The organism is Actinomyces sp. Z5 (assembly GCF_003287795.1).
GTDB lineage: Bacteria > Actinomycetota > Actinomycetes > Actinomycetales > Actinomycetaceae > Actinomyces > Actinomyces glycerinitolerans.
Genome location: NZ_QMIN01000076.1, coordinates 1 through 21996 on the forward strand (window position 1 = coordinate 1; position 21996 = coordinate 21996).

Genomic DNA, 21996 nt, shown 5'->3' on the forward strand with positions numbered 1-21996 from the left:
TTGGACCGCTGTAACCGGCGGCTACGGCGGTCCAACGGGGGAACAGGGGTCCAACCGGGGAACAGCGGTCCAACTGACAGGCTCAACAGCCACACACCGCCACCCAAGCACTTACACAACAGAACCTAGTGCTCGACGACGTGGCGCACCCGGCCGTCCCAGCCGTCCAGGAGTTCACGGGCGAGTGCCGGAAGGATATGCGGGTAGACGGTCATGCCGGCAGCTACGGCGGCGTCCAGCTCGTCCAATTCCCACCAGCGCAGCGAGTCCAGCACCTGCCGCTCGGTGTCGGTCCAGCCGGAGCGGTCCACGCCGACGCTAGCCTCGAGGTGCGTCAGGTAGAACAGCTCGTCCTGGCGGCAGGTGACCTGGTTGAAAGTGAACAGCGCCCTGCGTTCCACCACCGGTCCGGTCAGGGCCGCCTCGGCCAAGGTGATGCCGGTCTCCTCCGCGAGCTCGCGACGCGCCCCACCGATGGGCGTCTCCCCCGACAGCAGGCCACCGCCCGGCGTGAATCCCCACGCATGGGTGGTGTCGCCGAAGTCATGGCCGACGACCAGCAGGATGGCGGGCCGGGGCACACGCCGCAGGGCGATCACGCGCGCCGCCTGGCGGAACGGCAGGCCGGCGGCGTTCAGGTGCCACTCGGAGGCGTCGAGCAGCTGGGTCCAGTTGGGCGGTACGCGCAGCGGGTCACGCCCGTCGGCGGCGAGGGTGGGGGCGGGCCAGGGCAGGTCGCCGGCGTCAGCGGGTGAAGACATAGCGTTGCTCGACTATAGCCGCCAGCAGGGCGGACTCCTGTACCGCAAAATCGGCGTCGGCGTGCCCGTCGATCGCCTGCTGACGCAGCTGCGCCAGGGAGGCGGCCGCCTTCAGGAACGCCTGCATGGCCCTGGCGGCTGCCGGACCGCGACTCATGGCCCAGCGGCGGGCGGCCGCCCGCCCGGCGCCGGTGGTAATCATGGTGACCTCGGCGGGCGAGAGCCAGCCCGCGCGCTGATAGTCCGCCAGCCGCTGCCGCATGGTCATGCGTTCGCTCCAGCGCAGCCACAGCACCAGGCCGATCGCGGCGATGAAGAAGGGGACTGCGACATAGAAGTACAGGGACGGTTCACTGGCCAGCACGCCGTTCCAGAAGGAGTGCATCACGATCGCGCAGGCCAGCCCCAGCGGTGTGGTCCACATCCACGCCAAGTTTGACCGCATGCGCACGCTCGCCCCGATCGCCAGCCCGGTGCAGGCGGTGAAGGTGACGTGGGCGAAGGGCGAGGCGATCCCGCGCTGGAGGAAGACGAACAGCAGCTCGTCGGAATACCGCACGAAGTACAGGATGTTCTCGGCGAAGGCGAAACCGGCGGCTACCACCGATGCGTAGACGATCCCGTCGACGGCGCCGTTGAAGGTGCGCCGCCACAGCAGGAAGATGATGAGCACGCCCAGACCCTTGGTGGATTCCTCCGCGATCGGTGCGGTAACGACCGCGGAGACGAGCTCGCCGCCGGACACCGTGCCGGTGGTGGATGACACCAGTAGGGAGGCAGAGGTGTTGATCACCATGGAGACGACGGTGGCCACGCCGGCACCCCATAGGAAGGCGGCCACCAGTACGCCGGGCGGTTCGGGCTCCCAGCGGTCAATCCAGCGGACCGTTACCAGGACGATGCCCAGCGGTACCAATGCCAGCAGGATGGGCTCCATCAGCTCGGAGGCGGCTCCGGTGGTGGAGGAGAAAATGATCCACAGCATCACCGCCAGCCCTACCGCTCCCAGGCAGGCCATGATCCAACTGACAATGGTGCCGCGGCGGCGGTGCACCATCGCCTGCGGTGTCCATGTCGGGGCGGAGGAAGGCTGTACGGGGCTGACCGCCGGGTAGCCGTTGCGTCGATACCCGGGGCGGGGTGCCCAGGCGTTGCCGGGGCCGGGGTAGGAGGACGGGGTGCTCATGATGTCACCTGCGTGTTTCCGGATGGGCTCGGCGCATCGGTGGCGTCGTCAATGTCGAAGGTACGTGGCAGGGGGGCGTGGCCTGCCAGGTGCAGCGCCTGTACGTCCAACGCCGCACGCAGGCGCCGGGCCTCGGCCACGTGCGTGTTGTGGAAACGGCGGGCCAGCACCATTCGGTAGGCGGCCTTGTCCAGCCGGTCCAGGGCGTCCTGGCCCCGCGGGTCGGCGGCGAGCGCGGCGCGCGTGGGCGCGTCGACGACGGTGCGGATCACCCGGGACAGGTCGGACTCGATACGGGCACGGCTGCGGGTGCCCTCGCCGGTCGGCTGGGCCGGGGTGTCCGTGTCCAGGCCGTCGTCGACGATCGGGCCCTCGGCGTCGAGCGCGTCGTGTGCGGCCTGCGACAGCAGCAGCGCGGAGGCGGGGTCGAGCAGACCGGAGGCCGCCAGGTCGGCGGCGGCCTGTGCCCGGTGGACCAACTGTGCCTCCAGAGTGGCTCGCGATCCCAGCACCTGCCGGTGCAGTCGGTCCACGCGCAGTGCCTTGGCATACGCCGACCAGGCGATCGCCAGAAACACCAGTGCCGCGGCGAGCACGACGACGGCGGGTCCCAGCCAGGTGGGCGGCCCACCCGGCGGGTCCGCAGGCGGGGCCGGCAGCTGCGACCCTGCAGCAATGATCGGGTTGAGCATGGCTTTACTCCTCCGGTCAGTCCTCAAGGGCGTCGCGCAGTCTGCCCACCATGGTGCGCGAGCCGGGGGCAATGGTTACGCGCGTGTGGGCCGTGGACAGGGCCATGTCGTACACATCCAGCACGGCGTCGGTGACCGCGGACCAGTCGTAGCGGCCCACCACCGCGGACGCGGCGGTGCGGCGAGTGTCGGCGGCGGCGGTGTCGGTGAGAGTGTCGATGATGGCGCGGGCCAGGTCGTCACTGTCACCGTTGTGGAACAGGGCGCCATAGGTGCCCTCGCCGAGGACGTCGGAGAACGCGGTCAGGTCGGAGGCGACCACATGGGTGCCGGCCGCCATCGCCTCCACCAACACAATGCCGAAGGACTCCCCGCCGGTCTGTGGGGCCACGTAGCAAGAGCAGGAGGCGAGCATCGCGGCCTTGTCGGCGTCGGAGACGCCGCCGAGGAACACCACCTGGTCGCCGAAGCGCTCCAGGGCGGCGCGCTCCTCCGCGGCGTCACCACGGCCGGCGATGAGGAAGCGGGCGTCCGGGATGGCGGCCAGCACCGTGGGAATGGCGCGGGCAAGTACCTGCAGGCCCTTGCGGGGCTCATCCAAACGGCCCAGGAAGGAGATGGTGGGGGCCTGCGTGGTGCCCACGAAGCGCGGATCATGCTTGGGGGCGTCCGCGAAGGGGGCGACGTACACGCCGTTGGGGATGACCACCGCGTCGCCGCCGTGGTACTGGATCAGGGTGCGGCGCGCCTCCTCGGAGACGGCGATGCGGGCGGTGAGCTTCTCCACCAGCGGCACCGCCACCGGGGACAGCAGTTCACGGGCCAGGGAGCGGTCCATGGCGGCGTGGAAGGTGCCGACCACCGGCCCGTCGGACGCCTGCAGGGCGAGCATGCCGACGCTGGGGGTGATGGGCTCGTGGATGTGCAGCAGGTCGAAATCGCCGGCGGCCAGCCAACGGTGGGCGCGGCGAGCCACCGCGGTCCCGAAATTGAGGCGGGCGATCGAACCGTTGTAGGGGATGGCGATGGAGTCGCCGGCACTGGTGACCCAGTCCGGCAGCTCCAGGTCCGACGAGGCGGGCGCCAGCACCTGCACCTCGTGTCCGCGGCGCATCAGCTCACGAGCCAAATCCATGACATGCACCTGCACGCCGCCGTGCGCGTCCAGCGAGTAGGGGCATACGATCCCGATTCTCATGCGCCGGCCTCCGGCTCGGCCTCGCCCGCCGGCTGCCTCGCGGACTCGGCGGCATGCCTGCGCGCGAGCCGCTCGGGATCGAGGTCGGCGTCGAAAACCGCCTGCAGCATGTGCCAATCGACGGCGTGTTCCATCAGACGGGGGGCGACGTCGGCCACCCAGGCGTGGGTGAGAGCGGTGACCCGCTCACGCCCCACCAGGCCGGCGGGCGCGTCCACCGGGCGGATGGTCAGCACGATGCCCCAGCGGGATCCGGCCCGGCGGCGGCGCTCGCCGTCCAGGCGCTCGTAGTGCAGGGAGGCGTCGTACAGGGGTACGCCGAGCCTGCCGGCCAGGGCCGCCGGCCCAGCGGCCACGCGCGCCGGGTGCCCGGCCAGGTCGGTCAGGATGCCGGAGCTGGACAGGTCGCGGTCGGCCAGTAGGGCGACCACGTAGTGCCCCTGGCCGGCGGTCTCGACCAGTCGGTCGAAGACCTTCTCCCCCCGGCCCTGGCCGATGACCTTCATGCCCAGGCCCTCGCGGAAGTCCACGAACTGTTCGAACAGGTCCGCCGGCTCGAGCTTCTCTGCGACGGTGAGTACCTGGGCGAGCTCCTGACTGGCCCAGGCACCGGCCAGGTCCCAGTTGCCCATGTGGGGCAGGGCGATCACGATGGAGCCGTGTTTGAGGTCGGCATATGCGCGCGGGTCGATGTCGGGGCGCACGCGGGCGCCGATCTGCTCCAGGCTCATACCGGGCAGGGCGAAGGCCTCGTAGAAGTAGCGCATGTAGGAGCGCATGCCGGCGCGGGAGGTACGGCGCACCTGGCGGGCGGAGGCGCCCGGCATTATCCGCGCCAAGTTCTTCTCGAGTTGGCCGACGCCCTTCTCGCCGCCGCGCAGCCGGTGCCAGGCCCAGGCGGCGTCGGCCCCGGCGGCGGCCAGGGCGTACCCGATTGGCGCGGGCACCTTGCGCACATGCCGCCACGCCAGCCGGTACAGGTCCTCGATACCGATGCTCATTGGCGCACCTCCGCCGCCGGTCGGGTCAGCTGCCGGTGGACGGTGGTCACCCGCTGAATGACGGTGATCAGGGAGCCGACGGCCACGAGCGCCAGGGCGGCGGTGAGCACCCATGCGGGCGCGCCCAGGCCGACGGCGAGGACGCCGACGGCGGTGATGATCAGCCGGTCGGTGCGCTCGGCGATGCCTACTGCCGCGGTGGCGCCCACGGACTCGGCGCGGGCGCGGGCGTAGGGGACGGCGGCCGCCAGCACCACGGTGGTCACAGCGACGGCGACCGTCCAGGTGCGCAGCGGCCCGGCCTGAAGGTGCACGGCGGCCCATACGGCCAGGGAGCCGAAGACGGCGCCGTCGGCCAGGCGGTCCATGGTGGAGTCCAGGAACGCGCCGAAGGGCGAGCTGGTGCCGGTCAGGCGGGCGAGGATGCCGTCGAAGGAGTCACCGATCAGCACGGCCGCCAGCAGGACGGGACCGAGGATGAAACGCCCCTGCGGCAGGGTCAGCACCGCCACCGTGACCGTGGCTACCGTGCCGGCGACGGTGAGCATATTCGGGGTGACGCCGATCCGGGCCAGCCCCCGGGCGGGGGCGGTGAACAGGGCGCGGGTGATGCCTCTTCCGTGTTGTCCGAGCATGCGGCTCCTCAGCGTTCCGGGTCGGGACGGCCCGTGTCCAGTGCGGTGGGCGCGCTGTCCCAGGCCGCGGCGAGCTGGTCACGCTGGTCTCCCAGCAGCTGGGGCACGGGTTTGGTCTTGCCGATGATCGGCATGAAGTTGGCGTCACCGGTCCAGCGGGGCACCACGTGCTGGTGCAGGTGGGCGGCGATGCCCGCGCCCGCGACCTGACCCTGGTTCATGCCCAGGTTGAAGCCATGCGGGTGGGAGACGGCGCGCACCACCTCCATGGCGCGAGCCGTGAGCACGCCGATCTCGGTGCGCTCGGCGGCGGTGGCCTCGGTCCAGTCGGAGATGTGCCGGTAGGGACAGATCAGCAGGTGGCCGGTGTTGTAGGGGTACAGGTTCATCAGCACGTAGGCGGTCTCGCCCCGGTGGACGATGAGGGCGTCCGTGTCCGACCGCCCGGGGGCGGCGCAGAAGGGACACTGGTCGGCGGAGTCGTCGGAGGGCTTGTCCTGCCCGCCGATGTAGACCATGCGGTGTGGGGTCCACAGCCTTCCGAAGGGGTCGGGGGTGTCGGCGGGCTGGAAGGGCGCCTCGATACGCACGCCGTCGACGACGGTGCCCTCCAGGCGCGTCAGCGCGGGCGCCTGCCCGGACGCGTCGGTGCCCGGGTCGGCCGCCTCCGGGAGGTACTCCTGCGCGGCTGTCTGGCCGGTCATGTCAGTCACGGGTGAGCTTCTCCCCCGCCGGCTCGTTGATGCGCTCGGCAATGACGCGGGTGATGTGCTCGATGGCCTCGTCCACGGGCACGCCGTTGGTCTGGGCGCCGTCGCGGAAGCGGAAGGAGACGGCACCGGCGTCGGCGTCATCCCCGCCGGCGATCAGCGTGAAGGGGACCTTCTCCTTGGAGGCGTTGCGGATCTTCTTACCGAAGCGGTCGTCGGAGTGATCCACCTCCACACGCACGCCCCGGGCCCGCAGCCTAGCGGCCACGTCGTCGACGTATGCGTCGAAGGCCTCCGCCACGGGCACCAGCCGCACCTGCACGGGAGCGAGCCAGGCGGGGAAGGCGCCGGCGTAGTGCTCTGTGAGCACGCCGATGAAGCGCTCCACGCTGCCGAGCTTGGCGGCGTGAATCATGATGGGGCGCCGGCGCGTGCCGTCGGCGGCCGTGTACTCCAGGTCGAAGCGCTCGGGCTGGTTGAAGTCGTACTGGATGGTGGACATCTGCCAGGTGCGGCCGATGGCGTCCTTGACCTGCACGGATACCTTGGGGCCGTAGAAGGCGGCGCCGCCCGGGTCGGGCACCAGCTCCAGTCCGGTGGAGGTGCACACCTCCTCAAGGGTGCGGGTGGCGGCCTCCCAGTCGGCGTCCGACCCGATGAACTTGTCCTTCTTGGCGCCGTCCTCGTCGCGGGTGGACAGCTCCAGGTAGAAGTCGTCCAGGCCGAAGGCCTTCAGGATCGACAGGAAGAACTCGATCTGCCTGCGGATCTCCTCCCCGGCCTGCTCGGGGGTGCAGTAGGTGTGGGAGTCGTCCTGGGTGAAGCCGCGCATGCGGGTGAGCCCGTGTACCACGCCGCTCTTCTCGTAGCGGTAGTCGCGCCCCATCTCGAAGAACCGCAGCGGCAGCTCACGGTAGGAGCGTCCGCGGGAGCGGAAGATCAGGTTGTGCATGGGGCAGTTCATGGCCTTGAGGTAGTACTCCTGGCCGGCCTTGGTGATGTTGCCCTCGGCGTCGCGCTCCTCGTCGGCGAGCATGGGCGGGAACATGGTGTCCGCGTAGTAGGGCAGGTGTCCGGAGGTGTGGAACAGGCCGCCCTTGGAGATCTCCGGGGTGTGGACCAGGTCGTAGCCGGCCTGGATGTGCCGGTCGATGACGTACTGCTCGATCTCGTGGCGCAGGATGCCGCCCTTGGGGTGAAACACGACCAGCCCGGGGCCGATCTCCTCGGGGAAGGAGAACAGGTCCAGTTCGGCGCCGAGCCGGCGGTGGTCACGGCGGGCGGCTTCGGCCATACGGGTCTGGTAGGCCTTCAGGTCGTCCTTGGTGGCCCAGGCCGTGCCGTAGATGCGCTGCAGGGAGTCGCCGTTCTGGTCGCCCTTCCAGTAGGCGGCCGAGGAGCGGGTCAGGGCGAAGCCGTTGCCGATGAGCTTGGTGGAGGGCAGGTGGGGACCACGGCACAGGTCCTTCCAGGCCACGGTGCCGTCGCGGCGCACATTGTCATACATGGTCAGGCCGCCCGCCCCGACCTCCACGGAGGCGGACTCGGCACCCGCCCCCTTGGTGGTGATCAGTTCCAGCTTGTAGGGCTGGTCGGCCAGTTCGGCCCGTCCCTCGGCCTCGGTGATGTCGCGCCGCCGGAAGGTCTGATTCTCCTTGACGATGCGCTTCATGCGCTTCTCGATTTCGCGCAGCAGCTCGGGGGTGACGGCGTCGATCCCGCCGAAGTCGTAGTAGAAGCCGTCGGTGATGAAGGGGCCGATGCCGAGGTTGACGTCGGGGAAGAGCTCCTGGACGGCCTGCGCCATGACGTGCGTGGCGGAGTGCCGCAGGATGTTCAGCCCATCCTCACTGTCCAACGTGATGGGCTCGACGACGGCCCCCGCCGGGAGGGCGCGGTCCAGGTCCCAGGGCTCGCCGTTCACCTTCATGGCGACCACCTCACGGGCGTCCACGAACAGGGTGGCGCCCGTGGTGCCCGCCTCGATGCTGCGGGTGGCGCCGTCGAGGATAATGTCGAAGGTGGGCTGGTTGGACACGGGGACTCCTTTTGATCAATCGATCAGCTCAGGCGGGCTGTACTGGTGCCCGCACGCACCGGATCATACCGAGTGACGCAACCGGCCCCGGATCAGAAGCCTGTGTCGGTGGGCTCGGGGTAGAAACGCCGGAACTTGCGCCACTGGTTCAGCTCTCCCGCCAGCCGGTAGGCACGGCGTCGCGCAGAGGCATCCTTGGGGTTGTTCAGCGGGTTGATGACGCGCCCCGAGCGGCGCAGTTCCCACACGCGGCGGCCCAGGGCCTTATCGCGCACGTAGCGGTCCAGGAGACGCCCGGGCACCAAGGTGTACAGGCATCCCGCCGTGAAGCGGGCCGGCGCCGTCGGCTCCCCGTCCACCACGTCCGCGACCAGTACCTCCATCGGGTTCACGCCCGCACCCACGCAATAGAAGCTGTTGCGCCCGATGCGCGGGTTGACCTCCAGGAAGAAGAACTCGCCGGTGCGCGGGTCCTGCTTGATGTCGAAGTTCGCGAAGCCCCGGTAACCGGTGGCCGTGAGGAAGCGCTCGGCGGCGGCGAACAACTCCGGCGCGTCGAAGGTGATCATGGCGCAGGGGTTGCCGAGTGTCGCCGGGGCGTGCTCCTCCAGCAGCACGCGGGCCGCGGCGCTCATTGATACCTGGCCGCGGGAGTCGACGTACGCCGTCACGGAGTACATCGCCGTGTCATCCCCGGGAACCAGTTGCTGCACCACGAAGTGGCTGCGGAAACCGGCGTCCGCCAGGGTGCGCCACAATTCCTCCAGTGCGGCCGCATCCTGGATGAAGTAAACCTTCTTGCGGCCTTCGAACTCCAGGGTCTCGTAGGTGGAGGAATCCGCCGGCTTGGCCACCAGGGGGAAAGTGAGGTCATCCGGCAGCGGCGCCGGCCTCCAGTCGGGTGCGTCGGCGCCGGACAGGTCCTGGTAGAAGGAGCGGGGCACCGGCAGATCCTGCTCCGCGGCGACGCGGGCGAATCCCTCCTTGTCGCTAACCAGTTCGATTGTCTCCAGCGACGGGATCGGCACCAGGTAGAACCGCTCCAAGCGTTCCCGGTGCTCGGCCAGGACGCGGATACGCCAGTCGGTGTTGGCTACCAGCAGCAGCGGCACGCCGGGGTTCTCCTCGCTCAGGCGTGCGCCCAGGGCCTCCAGTTCCACAACCAGTCCCTCGGCGTCGTCGGCGCGGTCGCACTGGTGCCGGGTGACGATCGCGGAGTCCCGGATCGCCAGCGGGTCGTACTTGGTGACCAGCACGGACACCGCCCCGTAGGCGTCGTTGAACTGACGTGCCAGCGCATAGGCGCCAATGTCACCACCGACGATGACCGGCTGGAACTTCTTCATAAGCATGCTCCTGAGACTGAGGGGCGGCCCTCGTGGGCCTGCTAGCGGATGGTACCGGCTGCCGACCCGTTACACTCGCCTACACCCGCCGTTACCCACCGCGGGTCGCGTGGAGGAGGTCACCATGACTAAACCCGACAGCCGTTTCCCGGAGCTGCGCGCCGAACTGGCCCGCCTGAGCGGGACCAACGCGCAGGATTGGTATCCGGTTTTCAAGGCGCGCTACGGCATGCAGGTGGCCTTCGAGCAGATTCGTGCCGTGCATGGTGACGGGGCGGTACTCACCCAGTTGTTCACCTGCTGCACCGCAGTGGTACCAATCATGGCGGCGGGGCTCACCCCGCGTTACGCCGACATCGACGCCGACACCCTGGCGCTGGCCCCCGGCGCCGTAGACGCGGCCACCGCCCCCGACAGCGGGGGCGGCCCGGTCGTCCCGCTGCGCGGCCTGGTCATCCAGCACACCTTCGGCATTCAGGGGGGCGAGGAGGCCGGCCGGCTGGCGCAGCAGGCACGCGACCTGGGCGCCGCCGTCATGGAGGATGCAGCCCACTGCGTCACCCGACTCGCGCGTGGAGACGACGGGCAGCCGCTCGCCGACGTGTCCTTCCACTCCTTCGGCGTGCAGAAGATCCTGCCGACACACTTCGGTGGGGCGGTCTGGGTCAACCCTCAACTGGCACGCCGCGATGCCGCCCTAGACTCCGCACTGCGAGTTGCGCTGGCCTCCTTGCCGGACCTGAACCACCGCCTGGGCGCCGCCGCCCGTATGTACCGCAATCAGGCCCGGGTCCTGGCTCACCTGCCACGCGCCGTCTCGGCGCCCGCCCGCGCCGCCGCCTCCCGCACCGGCCTGTTGGAACCGCCGATCGCCACGGCCGAGGAGGCCGGTCGACTGCCCTACGCACCGATGGTTCCCTCCGGCTGGGTTGCCCGCACCGCCACCGCCGCCCTGCGCCGCCTACCCGAGGCCGACGCCGCCCGTATCCGGGTAGTCGACCGCTACCGCGAAGCCCTGCCCGGACTCGCGGGTGTCACCGTTCCCGGCGGGGTACTGCGCGGCGACCCGGCCCCCCTGCTGCGCGTCCCCTTGCTGCTTCCCAACACCGACGAGGCCGAGCGGCTCATCGCCGGCATGCGGGCCATCGGGGTTTTCGCGGAAAGGTGGGGCCGCCCGCTGCTGTATCCGGGAGTAGATGATGAGGCCGCTTTCTGCGTGCCCGCGGCCCCCGGCAGTCTGCCGGTGACGCGGGACGTCTCGGCGCGCGTGGTGGCACTGCCGACCGAGCTCGACGACGCCCACGCCGCCGACGCGGTCCGCCTGGTCCAGGAGTGGTCGCGCCATCGCGCCTGATGCCGCGCCGACGTCAGCGACCCAGCCACTTGCGCACCAAGTGACGCGTACGCCGCGCCCGCACCAGGGCCTGGTACACCACGGGCCGGGTCGGTACGTCCCAGGCGCCATCGACCTCGGTGGGATGCTGGGCGAAACGGCGCTTGTAGCGGCCCACGCCGTACAGTTCCGGGACCCGGGTGGACTCGGCCCCCATCAGGTCCAGGCTGCGTATGCCCTCCTTGGCGAGGGTGCACGCCACCGCCCAGTCCAACGCCTCGGCGCCGCGGAAGCTGCGTGAGGCGTTGGAGGAAGCGCCGTAGTAGGTCGCCGCGTCCTTGCCTGCAACGGTTACCAGGTCCCAGCAGTGCGGAACGCCATCACGCCGCAGTACGAACAGCCGAGCATGCTGCGGCCCCAGGGTGGTGAGCATATCCCAGTAGACCTGGGAGGGATGGGGCCGGAATCCGTCGCGCTCTGCGGTGGCTATAAGCACTTGGTATACGTTCTCGAACTCCTCTCGACTCAGACCGGTCTCCTCGGCAATGGTGCAGCCAGCCTCGCGGGCCACGCGCTCGGCCCGGCGCACGCCGCGACGCCCGTCCTTGGGCATGGCCGCGCGAATGGCCTCAGGGGTGCCGGGGCGCAAGTCGATAACATAGGTGCGGTCGTAGGTTATGGAACTCATGAGCGGCAGGGTGTCGCGCGCGCAGAAGCGGGCGTGCATACGGATGAAGACGACACGCTTGTCGCGCCGCCGCACTTCGCGCACGAGCAGCTTACGCAGCTCGGCCTCGCGGGTGGGGGACTGCTCGCCGAGCCATACCGGCCCGTGCTTTGCCCATAAGAACGGCCATCTCGCCATCGAGTAGCGGTACAGGGCGATCACCGCTACCGTTTTGGAATCAACTTCGTAGGCGTAGCGACCGAACAGGGGTCTGCCTTGGCTGCGTTCGAAGTCCTCCCAGGGCTCCAACTGCTCCAGGGGCGCGGGACTGCCTCCGATCGCGATACGCATTTGGCGTGCGTCGAGGGCGATGAGACGGCCACGGGCGGGTGATGGCGTAACGGCCATAAGCACACTCCTGAGAGAAATCTGTGTTTTTCACATGTTATTGGCCGCTCTGATCGTCTGACATCCTTCGCGGGGATGATCGGCCACCCCGGCTCCTCCTCAGGGAGAGTTCCCCGTCCTCCTCCGGGCGCAGGACCGTGACGCGTCGCCGCGCCGACGCAGCAGCGGCTTCGGGTGAAAGCGGTGGAACTTACGATCGTGGTTGAGTTTCTGGATGGCTACCAGCACGCGGCGACGCAGTGAGCGCTCGGCAGGATCCAGAAGCGGGTCGACGGCCCGCGGTGCCAGCCGCACCACCCTTCGGCGCAGCGCCGGGTCGTCGAGCTGATGCAACAGAAGGTGATGTGGCAGCAGGCTGTAGAGCACTTCGCGGCGAGCCTCCCGACGAGGGCCGGGGCGGCCGTCGACGAGGTCGGAGATCATGGGGACCATCGGGTTGACGCCGGCGGCATTCATATAGAAGGAATTCCGGCCGATACGGGGGTTCACCTCGAAGAACACGGGCTGCCCGTCGCGGGGGTCGATCTTGATGTCGAGGTTGGCGAAGCCCCGGTAATCGACTAGGGACAGGAGCCTTTCGGAGGCCTCCCACAGCATCGGATGGGGCTCGGTGATCATTGCCACCGGGTTGCCGATGAGCGATGGCGCGTGGTCTTCGAGCAGGACCCGCGCAGAGCCGATCATGGTGGTCTCACCGGTGGAGGCGACATATGCGGTCACCGAGCGCATGGCGTCGTCGTCACCCGGTATGTACTCCTGTATCAGGAAGGTGGAGGCGAATTCGGCCCGCCGCAGGTCCTCCCACAGGCCGTGTAGCTGCTCGGGGCTGTCCAGGAAGTAAATCTTGCGCTTCCCCGCGAAGGTCAGCTCATCCCAGTCGGAGCCGATGGCCGCCTTGCCCACCAACGGGAAGGGGATGTCGATCTTCGGATCACCCGCGGCCAGGTCGGCACCGGTGATCACCGCCTGTCGCGGCGTGCGCAGTCCCAGACTCTCGCAGGCGGCGCTGAAGCCGACCTTGTTGCTCAGCTGCTCCATGGCCCGCAGGGAGGGGAAGGGCACGACGTAAACCGGTTCGAGCCGCCCCCGGTGGGAGGCGAGCGTGTGGGCGACCGAATCATGGTTCGCCATTACCACCGCGCTGTGCGCGGCACGGTTGGCGGCCAGTCGCTGCAACAGGGCAATCAGGGCCTCGCCCTCGGCCTCCTGAAAGACGACGTCGATGTACGAAGACAACACGATGGCTTGAATCGGCCGGGACGCGATGAGGACCACCCGCTGGCCGGTGGCCTCATGAAGCTGACGAGCCAGAGCGTATGCGCCGATGTCTCCGCCGATGACGACTGGCAGCAGTCCCGGCCGGTTGGACTGGTCAAGCTGCGCGCCGGTCAAAACAACCTCCTGCTGGTGTACCCGTGTCGGGGTGCGTCCACGAAGAAGGCCCCGAACCACCCGGTCCGGGGCCATACGCGTGGGCGATACTGGGATCGAACCAGTGACCTCTTCCGTGTCAGGGAAGCGCGCTCCCGCTGCGCCAATCGCCCGAGCGGATGACGGGACTCGAACCCGCGACCCTCACCTTGGCAAGGTGATGCTCTACCAACTGAGCCACATCCGCATGCCTGGCCTCCCGCGGGAGGCGCACAGGAAAAGTTAGCAGAGCAGTCCGGAAGCTGACAAATCCTACCGGTCCCGGCACGTGATGACCTCGCTCACGCTCGCACGCCGTGCTCGGTTTCCGCCGCTGGAGCATCAATCCGTGGCACAGTTGTGCCCATGCACAGTTCCAGAAACGCCTCTGCCGACGTCTCTTCGCCGTCCGCAGTACCCTCCGCACCCCGGCCTGCCCGGGCTCAGTCGGCGTCGGAGGAGGAACGCCCGGAGTCGCCCAAACTGTCGACATGGCCGGGCCGCCCCTACCCGCTGGGTGCCAACTACGACGGCTCCGGCACGAACTTCGCCCTTTACTCCTCAGCAGCCGAGGCCGTGGAACTGTGCCTGTTCGACGACGCCGGTCGGGAGACCCGCATCCCGTTGACGGAGGAGGACGCGGACGTGTGGCACGCCTATCTGCCTTCCGTTCAACCCGGCCAGCACTACGGCTACCGGGTGCACGGCCCCTACGACCCCGCCAACGGGCACCGCTGTGACCCCTCCAAACTGCTGCTGGACCCCTACGCGAAGGCGATGTCCGGCCAGGTGGTCGGATCGCAGGCGCTGTACTCCTACGACTTCTCCGACCCCTCGACCCGCAACCAGGAGGACTCCGCGCCCGACACCATGCGCTCGGTGGTGGTCTCCCCGTACTTCGACTGGGGCCGGGACCGGCCGCCCAGCCACGAATACCACAACACCATCATTTACGAGGCACACGTCAAGGGACTGACCAGACTCAACCAGCACATTCCCGAGCACCTGCGCGGCACCTACGCGGGCCTGGCCGAGCCCGCGGTCATAGACCATCTGAAGGATCTCGGCATCACCGCGATCGAGCTGATGCCAGTGCATCAGTTCGTCAACGACGCCTTCCTGCAGGACAAGGGACTGTCCAACTACTGGGGCTACAACACCATCGGCTACTTCGCCCCGCACAACGCCTACGCCGCCCACGGCACCGACGGTCAGCAGGTGCAGGAATTCAAGGCCATGGTCAAGGCCCTGCACGAGGCCGATATCGAAGTGCTCCTGGATGTGGTGTACAACCACACGGCCGAGGGCAACCACATGGGGCCCACACTGTCGTTCAGAGGCATCGACAACGCCGCCTACTACCGGTTGGTCGACGGCGACCAGGCCCACTACTTCGACACCACCGGCACCGGCAACTCACTGCTCATGCGCTCCCCGGCGGTGCTGCAGCTGATCATGGACTCACTGCGCTACTGGGCCACCGAGATGCACGTGGATGGCTTCCGCTTCGACCTGGCCTCCACGCTCGCCCGCCAGTTCCACGAGGTCGACAAGCTTTCCGCCTTCTTCGACATCATCCACCAGGACCCGATCCTGTCGCGGCTCAAGCTGATCGCCGAGCCCTGGGACGTGGGTGAGGGCGGTTACAACGTGGGCGAGTTCCCCGCCCTGTGGAGCGAATGGAACGGTAAGTACCGGGACACCGTGCGCGACTTCTGGCGGGGCGAGCCCTCCACACTGGGCGAGTTCGCCGCCCGGATCACTGGCTCCTCGGACCTGTACCAGCGCTCGGGACGCACGCCAGTGTCCTCCATCAACTTCGTCACCGCCCACGACGGCTTCACCCTGCACGACCTGGTCTCCTACAACGAAAAGCACAACGAGGCCAACGGAGAGAACAACGCCGACGGCGCCTCCGACAATCGCTCCTGGAACTGCGGTGCGGAGGGGCCCACGGATGACCCCGACGTGCTGGCTCTGCGCGGGCGGCAGGTGCGCAACTTCATCGCCACCCTGATGTTCAGTCAGGGCGTGCCCATGCTCTGCCACGGCGATGAGATGGGCCGCACCCAGGGAGGCAACAACAACGGCTACTGCCAGGATAATGAGACCACCTGGGTCAACTGGGACCTGACCGAGGAGCAGGAGGACCTGCTGCAATTCACCCGCAATATGATCCGCATGCGCCGGGAGCACCCGGTGCTGCGGCGCCGCCGCTTCTTCACCGGCGAGGCCGCGCACGGCGGCGAGTCCGAGCTCGGCGAGATCGAGTGGCTGAGCCCGTCGGGTGCGCGCATGACCGACGAGGACTGGGACACCTGGTACGCCCGGGCCATGGCGGTCTTCCTCAACGGCGACGCCATCCATGAGCCCGACGAGCGCGGCCAGCGCATCAGCGACGACTCCTTCCTGGCGCTGTTCAACGCCTCCGGCGAGGACATCGTCTTCACCCTGCCCGGCCCCGACCACAGCCCCCGCTGGCGCACCGTGCTGGACACCGCCCCGAGCACGGCTCCTCGACCCCAGCAGGTGGCGACCGGTTCCGGGGAGGAGTGGGAGGCCGGCCAGCAGGTGACGGTGGAGGCCCACTCCATGCTGTTCCTCATGTCCATCCCCGCGCCCGAACCGGCTACCCCCCAAGCCGTGGCCGAGGAGGAAGCGCCCGCCGCACCCCAGGTCGCGGTGGAGGCACTCGCCGATACCGCTGCGGCGGTGACAGCGCCCGCCGCACCGTCCGAACCGGCGACAACCGTGGTCACCGAGCAGGCAGGAGAGCTCGCATGAATGACGACGACGCCGCCCGTCACCTGCCCGATCCGTCCAAGCGCACCCCGGTTACCACCTACCGACTGCAGTTGGGAGAGTCGCTGACCTTCGACGACGTGCGCGCCCAGCTGCCCTACCTGCGCAGACTGGGCGTGACCGACCTGTACCTCTCCCCCGTCCTGGCGGCCAGCCCGGGCTCGACCCACGGCTACGACGTCGTCGACCACACCCACATCAGCGCCGTGATGGGCGGTCGGGAGGGCCTGGAGAAGCTTGCCCGCGAGGCCCACGCCGCCGGCATGGGCGTCGTGGTGGACATCGTCCCCAACCACATGTCGGTGCCGACCCCGGTATGGCACAACCCGCCCCTGTGGTCCGTGCTGCGGGACGGAGCGGACTCACCGTATGCCGCCTGGTTCGATGCCCCCCGCGGCGAGAAGCTGCTAATGCCGGTGCTCGGTCAGCGGATCGGGCAGGCCCTGACCGACGGCGAGTTCACCGTGGAGCGCATGGTCATACCCACCGAGCCGGAGCGGGGCGAGCAGTGGGTGCTGCGCTACTACGACCACGTCTTTCCGCTCGCCGCGGGCACCCACGCCCTGCCCTTGCCGGAGCTGCTGGGACGCCAGCACTATCGGCTCGCCTACTGGCGGGTGGGTGACGAGGAACTGAATTTCCGGCGCTTCTTCGACATTGCCACGCTGGCGGCCGTGCGCGTGGAGGACCCGGAGGTCTTCGCAGGCTCGCACGCACTCATCCTGGAGCTGGTCGACGCCGGGGCGATCGACGCCCTGCGGGTGGATCACCCCGACGGCCTGGCCGACCCGGAGGGCTACCTGGATCGGCTCGCCCAGGCCACGGGCGGCGCCTGGGTCGCGGCGGAGAAGATCCTCGCCCCCGACGAACTGCTGCCGTACTCCTGGCGCGCCGCCGGCACCACCGGATACGACGCCGCCTGGCGCATCGACCAGCTACAGGTCGATCCCGCAGGAGCCCGCACGCTTGGCGCCCTGATGCGAGAACTCACCGGTAACGTGCCGATCGACTACGCTCGCGTTTCCGGCGACGCCAAGCGGGAGATCATCGCCGGTTCCCTGGCCTCAGAAGTGAACCGGCTGGTGGACCTGCTGCACGCCATCACCTCCCGGGACCTGTATCTGTCCGACCACACCTTCCGGGACCTGCGCGCCTGCGTGGTCGAACTTCTGGTGGCCGCTGACCGCTACCGGGCCTATGTGCTTCCGGGACGGCAGGCCGATGCGGAGCAGGCCGCCGTGTTGCGGGACACCGCCGCACGAGCGCGCGCCCACCTGACTCCCGACCAGTTCCCCACACTCGACCTGGTGGTGGCGCTCCTGCTGGGCGAGCAGGTTGGCTCCGGTGAGCCCTCGGACTCACCGGAGCGGGCGGAGATCATCACCCGCTTCCAGCAGGTGTGTGGCGCGGTCACCGCCAAGGGCGTGGAGGACACCACCTTCTACCGGTGGACGCACCTGACCAGCCTGACCGAGGTGGGCGGCGACCCCGCCGGTTTCGCCCTACCCGCCGATGAGGCGCACGCCTGGGCCGGGCGCGTCCAGCGCAGCTGGCCCGCCACCATGGTCACGTCCACCACCCATGACACCAAACGCAGCGAGGACGTGCGCGCACGCATCGACGTGCTCGCCTCCTACGCCGCCGAATGGGCCGAGGTAGTTCATCGGCTGCGTGATCTGACCGCGGGTATACGCCCCGCCGATCTGGATGGGGCCACAGAATATCTGTTGTGGCAGACGCTGTGGGGCACCTGGGCTCCCGACTCCGGAGACCCCATCACCGGCGAGCGGCTGGGGGCCTACCTGATCAAGGCGGCCCGCGAGCAGAAGTCGTGGACGACGTGGACGGCACCGGACACCGAGCGCGAGGGCCAACTGGCCTACTACGCAACCGCCCTGCTGGCGCGCGCGGACGTGGCCGAGGAGCTGAACGACTTCGCCGCACTGACGTCCCGCGCCGTGCGGGACACCATCCTGGCGAACAAGGCGATGACGCTCACCTGGCTCGGAGTCGCAGACGTTTACCAGGGCAGCGAGGTCACCCGCACCTCACTGGTGGACCCGGACAACCGCCGCCCGGTCGACTATGACTCCGACGGTGGTCTGCGTGCCGCCCTCGACCGGGTGGAGCAGGCCGAGCCGCATGCCGAACTGACGCTGGATGAGGCCAAGCTGCGCCTGACCAGCCGACTGTGTCGGCTGCGCGCCGAAAGGCCCGAGACCTTCGTCGGCGAGCGTTCCGGCTACATGCCGCTGCCGACGACTACCGCCTGCGCCTTCGCCTACGCCCGTCTGTTGGACGATCAGGCCGATGTCGTCGTGGTGGTGCGACGCCTGGGGCGTCGTCTCGAACGACTCGGCGGCTGGGGCGGCCACACCATTGTGCTGCCGCAGGGCGAGTGGACCGATGTTCTCACCGGCGCACCGGTGTCCGGCGGCACCCGGCTCCTGGCCGACGTCGTCGGCGGGGAGTCGGTGGTGGTCCTGGCCCGCCCGCACCGCGAGCAGCCCTGAGGCCCGCCCGCGGCGCGCGGCCCGGCTACTGCTGCGCCGCGGCGTCCGAGTCGTCGCCGACGCCGCCGCGCAGCGCACCGAGCCGGCTGCGCGCGGCGGCCACGCCCGCCTCTGCACGGTGCTTGAGCTCAAGTGCCTTCACCAGCCCGGCGTACACGCGCGGCCGCACCAGCAGATCCCACGGTCCGGGCACGGATACGGGGCCGTCGGCGGTGAACTTGGCCTTGAAGCTGCCGACGCCGTTCAGTTCGGGGGTTCGCTCGGACCCCACCCCCATCAGGTCCCAGGTGCGCGCGCCGCGCTCGCGCAACCAACAGCCCGCCTTGTACACGAGCGCGTCGGCGGCCAGGCTGCGCCGCCCCTCGGCGGTGGAAGCGGCATAGTAGTGCGCCGCACCGTCGCCCCACAGGGTGTCGATGCTCCAGGCCAGCGCCTCCCCGCCGTTCCGGCGCACCACGTACAGTCGGCAGTGGTCGGGGCCGAGCATGCGCAGCATGGCCCGGTAGGTGTCCTCCGGGGCGGCGTGGAAGCCGTCACGGTCGCCGGTCTCCAGGAGGATCTGGTACAGCTCCCCGAATACCTCCTCGGCCCGGTCCGTCTCATCGTGGAAGGTCAGCTCGGTGTTGCGCAGCGCCTTGCGCACGTCCCGGCGCCCCCGCGACTTGAAGGATGCCAGGAAGGCCTCGTCGTCCTCCCGGTCCAGGTTCAAAATGATGGTGCGGTCGTGGGGCATGGTCTGCAGCAGTTCGTGCAACTCCGGGGCGGAGTGGGTGCAGTGCAGGCGCACGAAGACAATGGCCGGGTCGTGGAAGCGCACGCCCTGAACCAGCAGTTCCCGCAGCTCGGCCTCCTCCTCGGCGGTCGGCTCTGCGCCCAGCCACACCGGGGCGTGCCGGGCCCACAGGTAGGGGAAGCCGCGCACGGACATGCGGGTTAGCGAGATCAGGGCGCGGGGGGTGCCGTCGGAGGCGGAGTAGACCAGTCGTCCCCAGGGCTCGCGTCCGTCCACGGCCGCGTCGAAGGCGTCCCACGCGGCGCTCTGCTCGATGGGCAGCGTGGTGTCGGCGTCGGCGGCGATGTGCCGGAAGGTCTCCCAGTCGATGCGCCGCATGGTGCCGCCGGATGCGCGGGGGGTGGCGTTCTCGGGCAAGGTCATGGATGGGGTTCCTGTCCTGTCTTGGGGCTGATGGTGTCGCCGCCGCGAGCTGCGCCCGCCTGGCCGGTCTCACGATAGACCAGGAGACGGGCCTGCGGTGCGCTTGCGCCTGAGACGTGTCCGACGGCGGCCCTTGACACGGCGTGGCGACGCGGTGGGCGCACGCGCGCCGGTAGCCTGGGGCGGTGGCTGATATCCCCCGCGCGTCGGCCCCAGAGTCGGCCGCATCCTCGATGCCGGAACGTTTCCGCACCGCTCTGCTGTCACTGCGCGAAGTCGCCCGACCGCGCGGCCTGATTCTGGAGGAGGTGCCCGCGCCGTCTCGGCTCGCCCCCTACGCGGCCGCCCTCACGGCGGAGACGGTTCAAACGGAGGCGGGCACGCCGCTGGCCTCTGGACGCTTCGTGGTGCTGCACGACCCGGCGACGCAGCCCGCTTGGGACGGCGACTTCCGGCTGGTGGTGATGGTGCGTGCACGGGTCGATGAGGCCATCGGCGCGGACCCGCTGCTCGGCGCCGCCGCCTGGTCCTGGCTGACCGACGCGCTTGAGCATGCCGGCGCCGGCCGACACGCCCTGGTCGGCACCGTCACCCGGGTCCTGTCCGACACCTTCGGAGGCCTGGAACTGACCGACGCCAGCGCCCAGGTGGAGATCCGCTCCTCCTGGACTCCGACCACGCCCGACCTCGGCCCGCATTTGCAGGCCTGGTACGAACTGATTCACTTGGCGGCGGGGCACGAGCCGGAAAGCGCCGTCCCGTTGGGCCTGGCGGGAGCGACGCGATGACCGCCGCCCCCGCACCCAGCCCGGCCGCCGTCCCGGGCACAACCGACCGCCCGGTCCCCGCCGACGCCGTCGTCGCCTATCAGCGGCCCGCCGAGGGGCTGCCCGCCGTGACCGACACGCCTGCCGCACTCGCCCGCCAGGCCGCCGCCCTGGCGGCCGGCACCGGGCCGATTGCCGTCGACGCCGAGCGGGCCTCCGGTTTCCGCTACGGTCAGGACGCCTACCTGGTGCAGCTGCGTCGCGCGGGCGCCGGGACGGTGCTGGTGGACCCGCAGGGCGCGGGCGAGCTGTCAGCCCTGGCCGCCGCCCTGGACGGCCCGGAGTGGGTGTTGCACGCCGCCGACCAGGATTTGCCCTGTCTGACGGCGTTGGGGCTGTCCACCGAGCGCCTGTTCGACACCGAGTTGGCGGCCCGCCTGCTGGGGCGCGAACACGTGGGGCTGGGCGCCGTCATCGAGGAGACGCTGGGACTGCGTCTGGCCAAGGACCATGCGGCCGCCGACTGGTCGACGCGGCCGCTGCCGGAGTCGTGGCTGGTTTACGCGGCGCTCGACGTCGAACTGCTGTTGCCCCTGCGCGACGCACTCGCTGAAGAACTGCATGCGGCCGGGCGCGCCGAGTGGGCGGCCGAGGAGTTCGCCTACGAACTGGCCCATCCTGCCCGGGCGCCCCGTCCCGATCCCTGGCGGCGCACGCCCCGCTCCGGCCCGGCGCTGCGTTCGCCCCGCTCGGCGGCGGTGCTGCGTGAGCTCTGGATCGCGCGCGAGGAGCTCGCCCGGCAGTTGGACGTGACCCCGTCGAAGGTGCTGCCCCACCGGGCCCTGGTGGCGGCGGCGGTGATACGCCCGACGTCGCCGCGCCGGCTGGCCGGCCTGCGGGAGTTCTCCTCGCGCACGGCGCGCCAACACCAGGAGCTGTGGTGGCGGGCCGTGGAGCGCGCCCTGGAGCTGCCGGAGGATCAGCTGCCGCCCGTGCATGCGCCACTGGCCCCGGGAGAGCTGCCACAGCCGCGCTCGTGGCCGCGGCATCATCCCGAATCGGCGGCGGCACTGGAGCGGGTACGCGGCGGCGTGCGGGAACGCGCCGAGCAGTTGCGGATCCCCCACGAGGTACTGCTGGGCACGGACGCACAGCGGCGTCTGGCGTGGGAGGTCGGCGAGGCCGAGGCCGCTGGTCGGCGCGTCGACGTGTCCGTGGCGGGTGTGTCCGCCCTGTTGGCCTCCTTCGATGCGCGTCCCTGGCAGATCGAGCAGGTGGCCCGGTCGCTTGCCACCGCCCTGCACTGATCCGCACCAGACCTCCGTCCCCTCGCCGAGGCCGGTCGAAGTAGCAGCGCAAAGCCGAACCGCCCC

The 21996-nt window shown here is 69.7% G+C and carries 17 protein-coding genes and 2 tRNA genes; 5 read left to right on the forward strand and 14 right to left on the reverse strand.

Annotation, left to right across the window (positions count from 1 at the left end):
• Nucleotides 1–125 precede the first annotated feature (125 nt).
• The 9 genes from DRB06_RS10600 to DRB06_RS10640 form a co-directional block, all read right to left on the reverse strand.
• Nucleotides 126–761, reverse strand: coding sequence for an NUDIX hydrolase (locus tag DRB06_RS10600; protein ID WP_111819924.1), 636 nt, complete (start codon nt 759–761; stop codon nt 126–128).
• Complete coding sequence (locus DRB06_RS10605) at nt 745–1947, reverse strand: PrsW family intramembrane metalloprotease (protein ID WP_083565869.1); 1203 nt, start codon at nt 1945–1947, stop codon at nt 745–747. Before DRB06_RS10605 ends, DRB06_RS10600 begins: the two co-directional genes overlap by 17 nt.
• Nucleotides 1944–2639, reverse strand: coding sequence for a hypothetical protein (locus DRB06_RS10610; RefSeq protein WP_258522234.1), 696 nt, complete (start codon nt 2637–2639; stop codon nt 1944–1946). Before DRB06_RS10610 ends, DRB06_RS10605 begins: the two co-directional genes overlap by 4 nt.
• A 16-nt stretch (nt 2640–2655) precedes the next feature.
• Nucleotides 2656–3837 (reverse strand): glycosyltransferase family 4 protein, encoded by a 1182-nt coding sequence (locus DRB06_RS10615; protein WP_073331869.1) that lies wholly within the window; start codon nt 3835–3837, stop codon nt 2656–2658.
• A complete protein-coding gene (locus DRB06_RS10620; protein ID WP_073331867.1) occupies nt 3834–4838 on the reverse strand; it encodes a phosphatidylinositol mannoside acyltransferase in 1005 nt (334 codons plus the stop codon). The genes DRB06_RS10615 and DRB06_RS10620 overlap by 4 nt, the downstream gene beginning before the upstream one ends.
• Nucleotides 4835–5473, reverse strand: coding sequence for a phosphatidylinositol phosphate synthase (gene pgsA, locus DRB06_RS10625; RefSeq protein WP_111819925.1), 639 nt, complete (start codon nt 5471–5473; stop codon nt 4835–4837). Before pgsA ends, DRB06_RS10620 begins: the two co-directional genes overlap by 4 nt.
• Nucleotides 5474–5481: 8 nt before the next feature.
• Nucleotides 5482–6186: an HIT domain-containing protein gene (locus tag DRB06_RS10630; protein WP_395994444.1), complete on the reverse strand. Its 705-nt coding sequence runs from the start codon at nt 6184–6186 to the stop codon at nt 5482–5484.
• A complete protein-coding gene (gene thrS / locus DRB06_RS10635; RefSeq protein WP_111819926.1) occupies nt 6179–8221 on the reverse strand; it encodes a threonine--tRNA ligase in 2043 nt (680 codons plus the stop codon). The genes DRB06_RS10630 and thrS overlap by 8 nt, the downstream gene beginning before the upstream one ends.
• Nucleotides 8222–8313: 92 nt before the next feature.
• Nucleotides 8314–9567: a hypothetical protein gene (locus DRB06_RS10640; RefSeq protein WP_111819927.1), complete on the reverse strand. Its 1254-nt coding sequence runs from the start codon at nt 9565–9567 to the stop codon at nt 8314–8316.
• Nucleotides 9568–9691: 124 nt separating this feature from the next.
• Between DRB06_RS10640 and DRB06_RS15860 the strand changes: the two genes are divergently transcribed.
• Nucleotides 9692–10921 (forward strand): DegT/DnrJ/EryC1/StrS family aminotransferase, encoded by a 1230-nt coding sequence (locus DRB06_RS15860; protein ID WP_181575258.1) that lies wholly within the window; start codon nt 9692–9694, stop codon nt 10919–10921.
• Between the two features lie 13 nt (nt 10922–10934).
• On the opposite strand, the gene DRB06_RS10650 is transcribed toward DRB06_RS15860, so the two are convergent.
• The 4 genes from DRB06_RS10650 to DRB06_RS10665 all read right to left on the reverse strand — a co-directional run bounded on the left by DRB06_RS10650 (nt 10935) and on the right by DRB06_RS10665 (nt 13593).
• Nucleotides 10935–11918, reverse strand: coding sequence for a GNAT family N-acetyltransferase (locus DRB06_RS10650; protein ID WP_111819960.1), 984 nt, complete (start codon nt 11916–11918; stop codon nt 10935–10937).
• A 156-nt stretch (nt 11919–12074) separates the two neighbouring features.
• Nucleotides 12075–13367 carry a carboxylate--amine ligase gene (locus DRB06_RS10655; protein WP_111819928.1) on the reverse strand — a complete coding sequence of 431 codons (1293 nt, stop codon included), beginning with the start codon at nt 13365–13367 and terminating at the stop codon, nt 12075–12077.
• A gap of 80 nt (nt 13368–13447) precedes the next feature.
• Nucleotides 13448–13519 (reverse strand) — tRNA-Val (locus DRB06_RS10660).
• Nucleotide 13520: 1 nt separating this feature from the next.
• Nucleotides 13521–13593, reverse strand: a tRNA-Gly gene (locus DRB06_RS10665).
• Nucleotides 13594–13751: 158 nt separating this feature from the next.
• Between DRB06_RS10665 and glgX the strand changes: the two genes are divergently transcribed.
• Together glgX and treY are read left to right on the forward strand one after the other, a co-directional pair.
• Nucleotides 13752–16169 carry a glycogen debranching protein GlgX gene (gene glgX / locus DRB06_RS10670; protein ID WP_111819929.1) on the forward strand — a complete coding sequence of 806 codons (2418 nt, stop codon included), beginning with the start codon at nt 13752–13754 and terminating at the stop codon, nt 16167–16169.
• Nucleotides 16166–18700, forward strand: coding sequence for a malto-oligosyltrehalose synthase (gene treY, locus DRB06_RS10675; RefSeq protein ID WP_111819930.1), 2535 nt, complete (start codon nt 16166–16168; stop codon nt 18698–18700). Before glgX ends, treY begins: the two co-directional genes overlap by 4 nt.
• A gap of 25 nt (nt 18701–18725) precedes the next feature.
• Here the strand turns inward: treY and DRB06_RS10680 are convergent, their stop codons facing one another.
• On the reverse strand, nt 18726–19856 hold the full coding sequence (locus DRB06_RS10680) for a GNAT family N-acetyltransferase (protein ID WP_111819931.1): 1131 nt from the start codon (nt 19854–19856) through the stop codon (nt 18726–18728).
• A gap of 233 nt (nt 19857–20089) precedes the next feature.
• On the opposite strand from DRB06_RS10680, the gene DRB06_RS10685 reads away from it, so the two are divergent.
• Nucleotides 20090–20644 carry a DUF3000 domain-containing protein gene (locus tag DRB06_RS10685; RefSeq protein ID WP_108967270.1) on the forward strand — a complete coding sequence of 185 codons (555 nt, stop codon included), beginning with the start codon at nt 20090–20092 and terminating at the stop codon, nt 20642–20644.
• Complete coding sequence (locus DRB06_RS10690; RefSeq protein WP_111819932.1) at nt 20641–21930, forward strand: HRDC domain-containing protein; 1290 nt, start codon at nt 20641–20643, stop codon at nt 21928–21930. The genes DRB06_RS10685 and DRB06_RS10690 overlap by 4 nt, the downstream gene beginning before the upstream one ends.
• Nucleotides 21931–21996 lie beyond the last annotated feature (66 nt).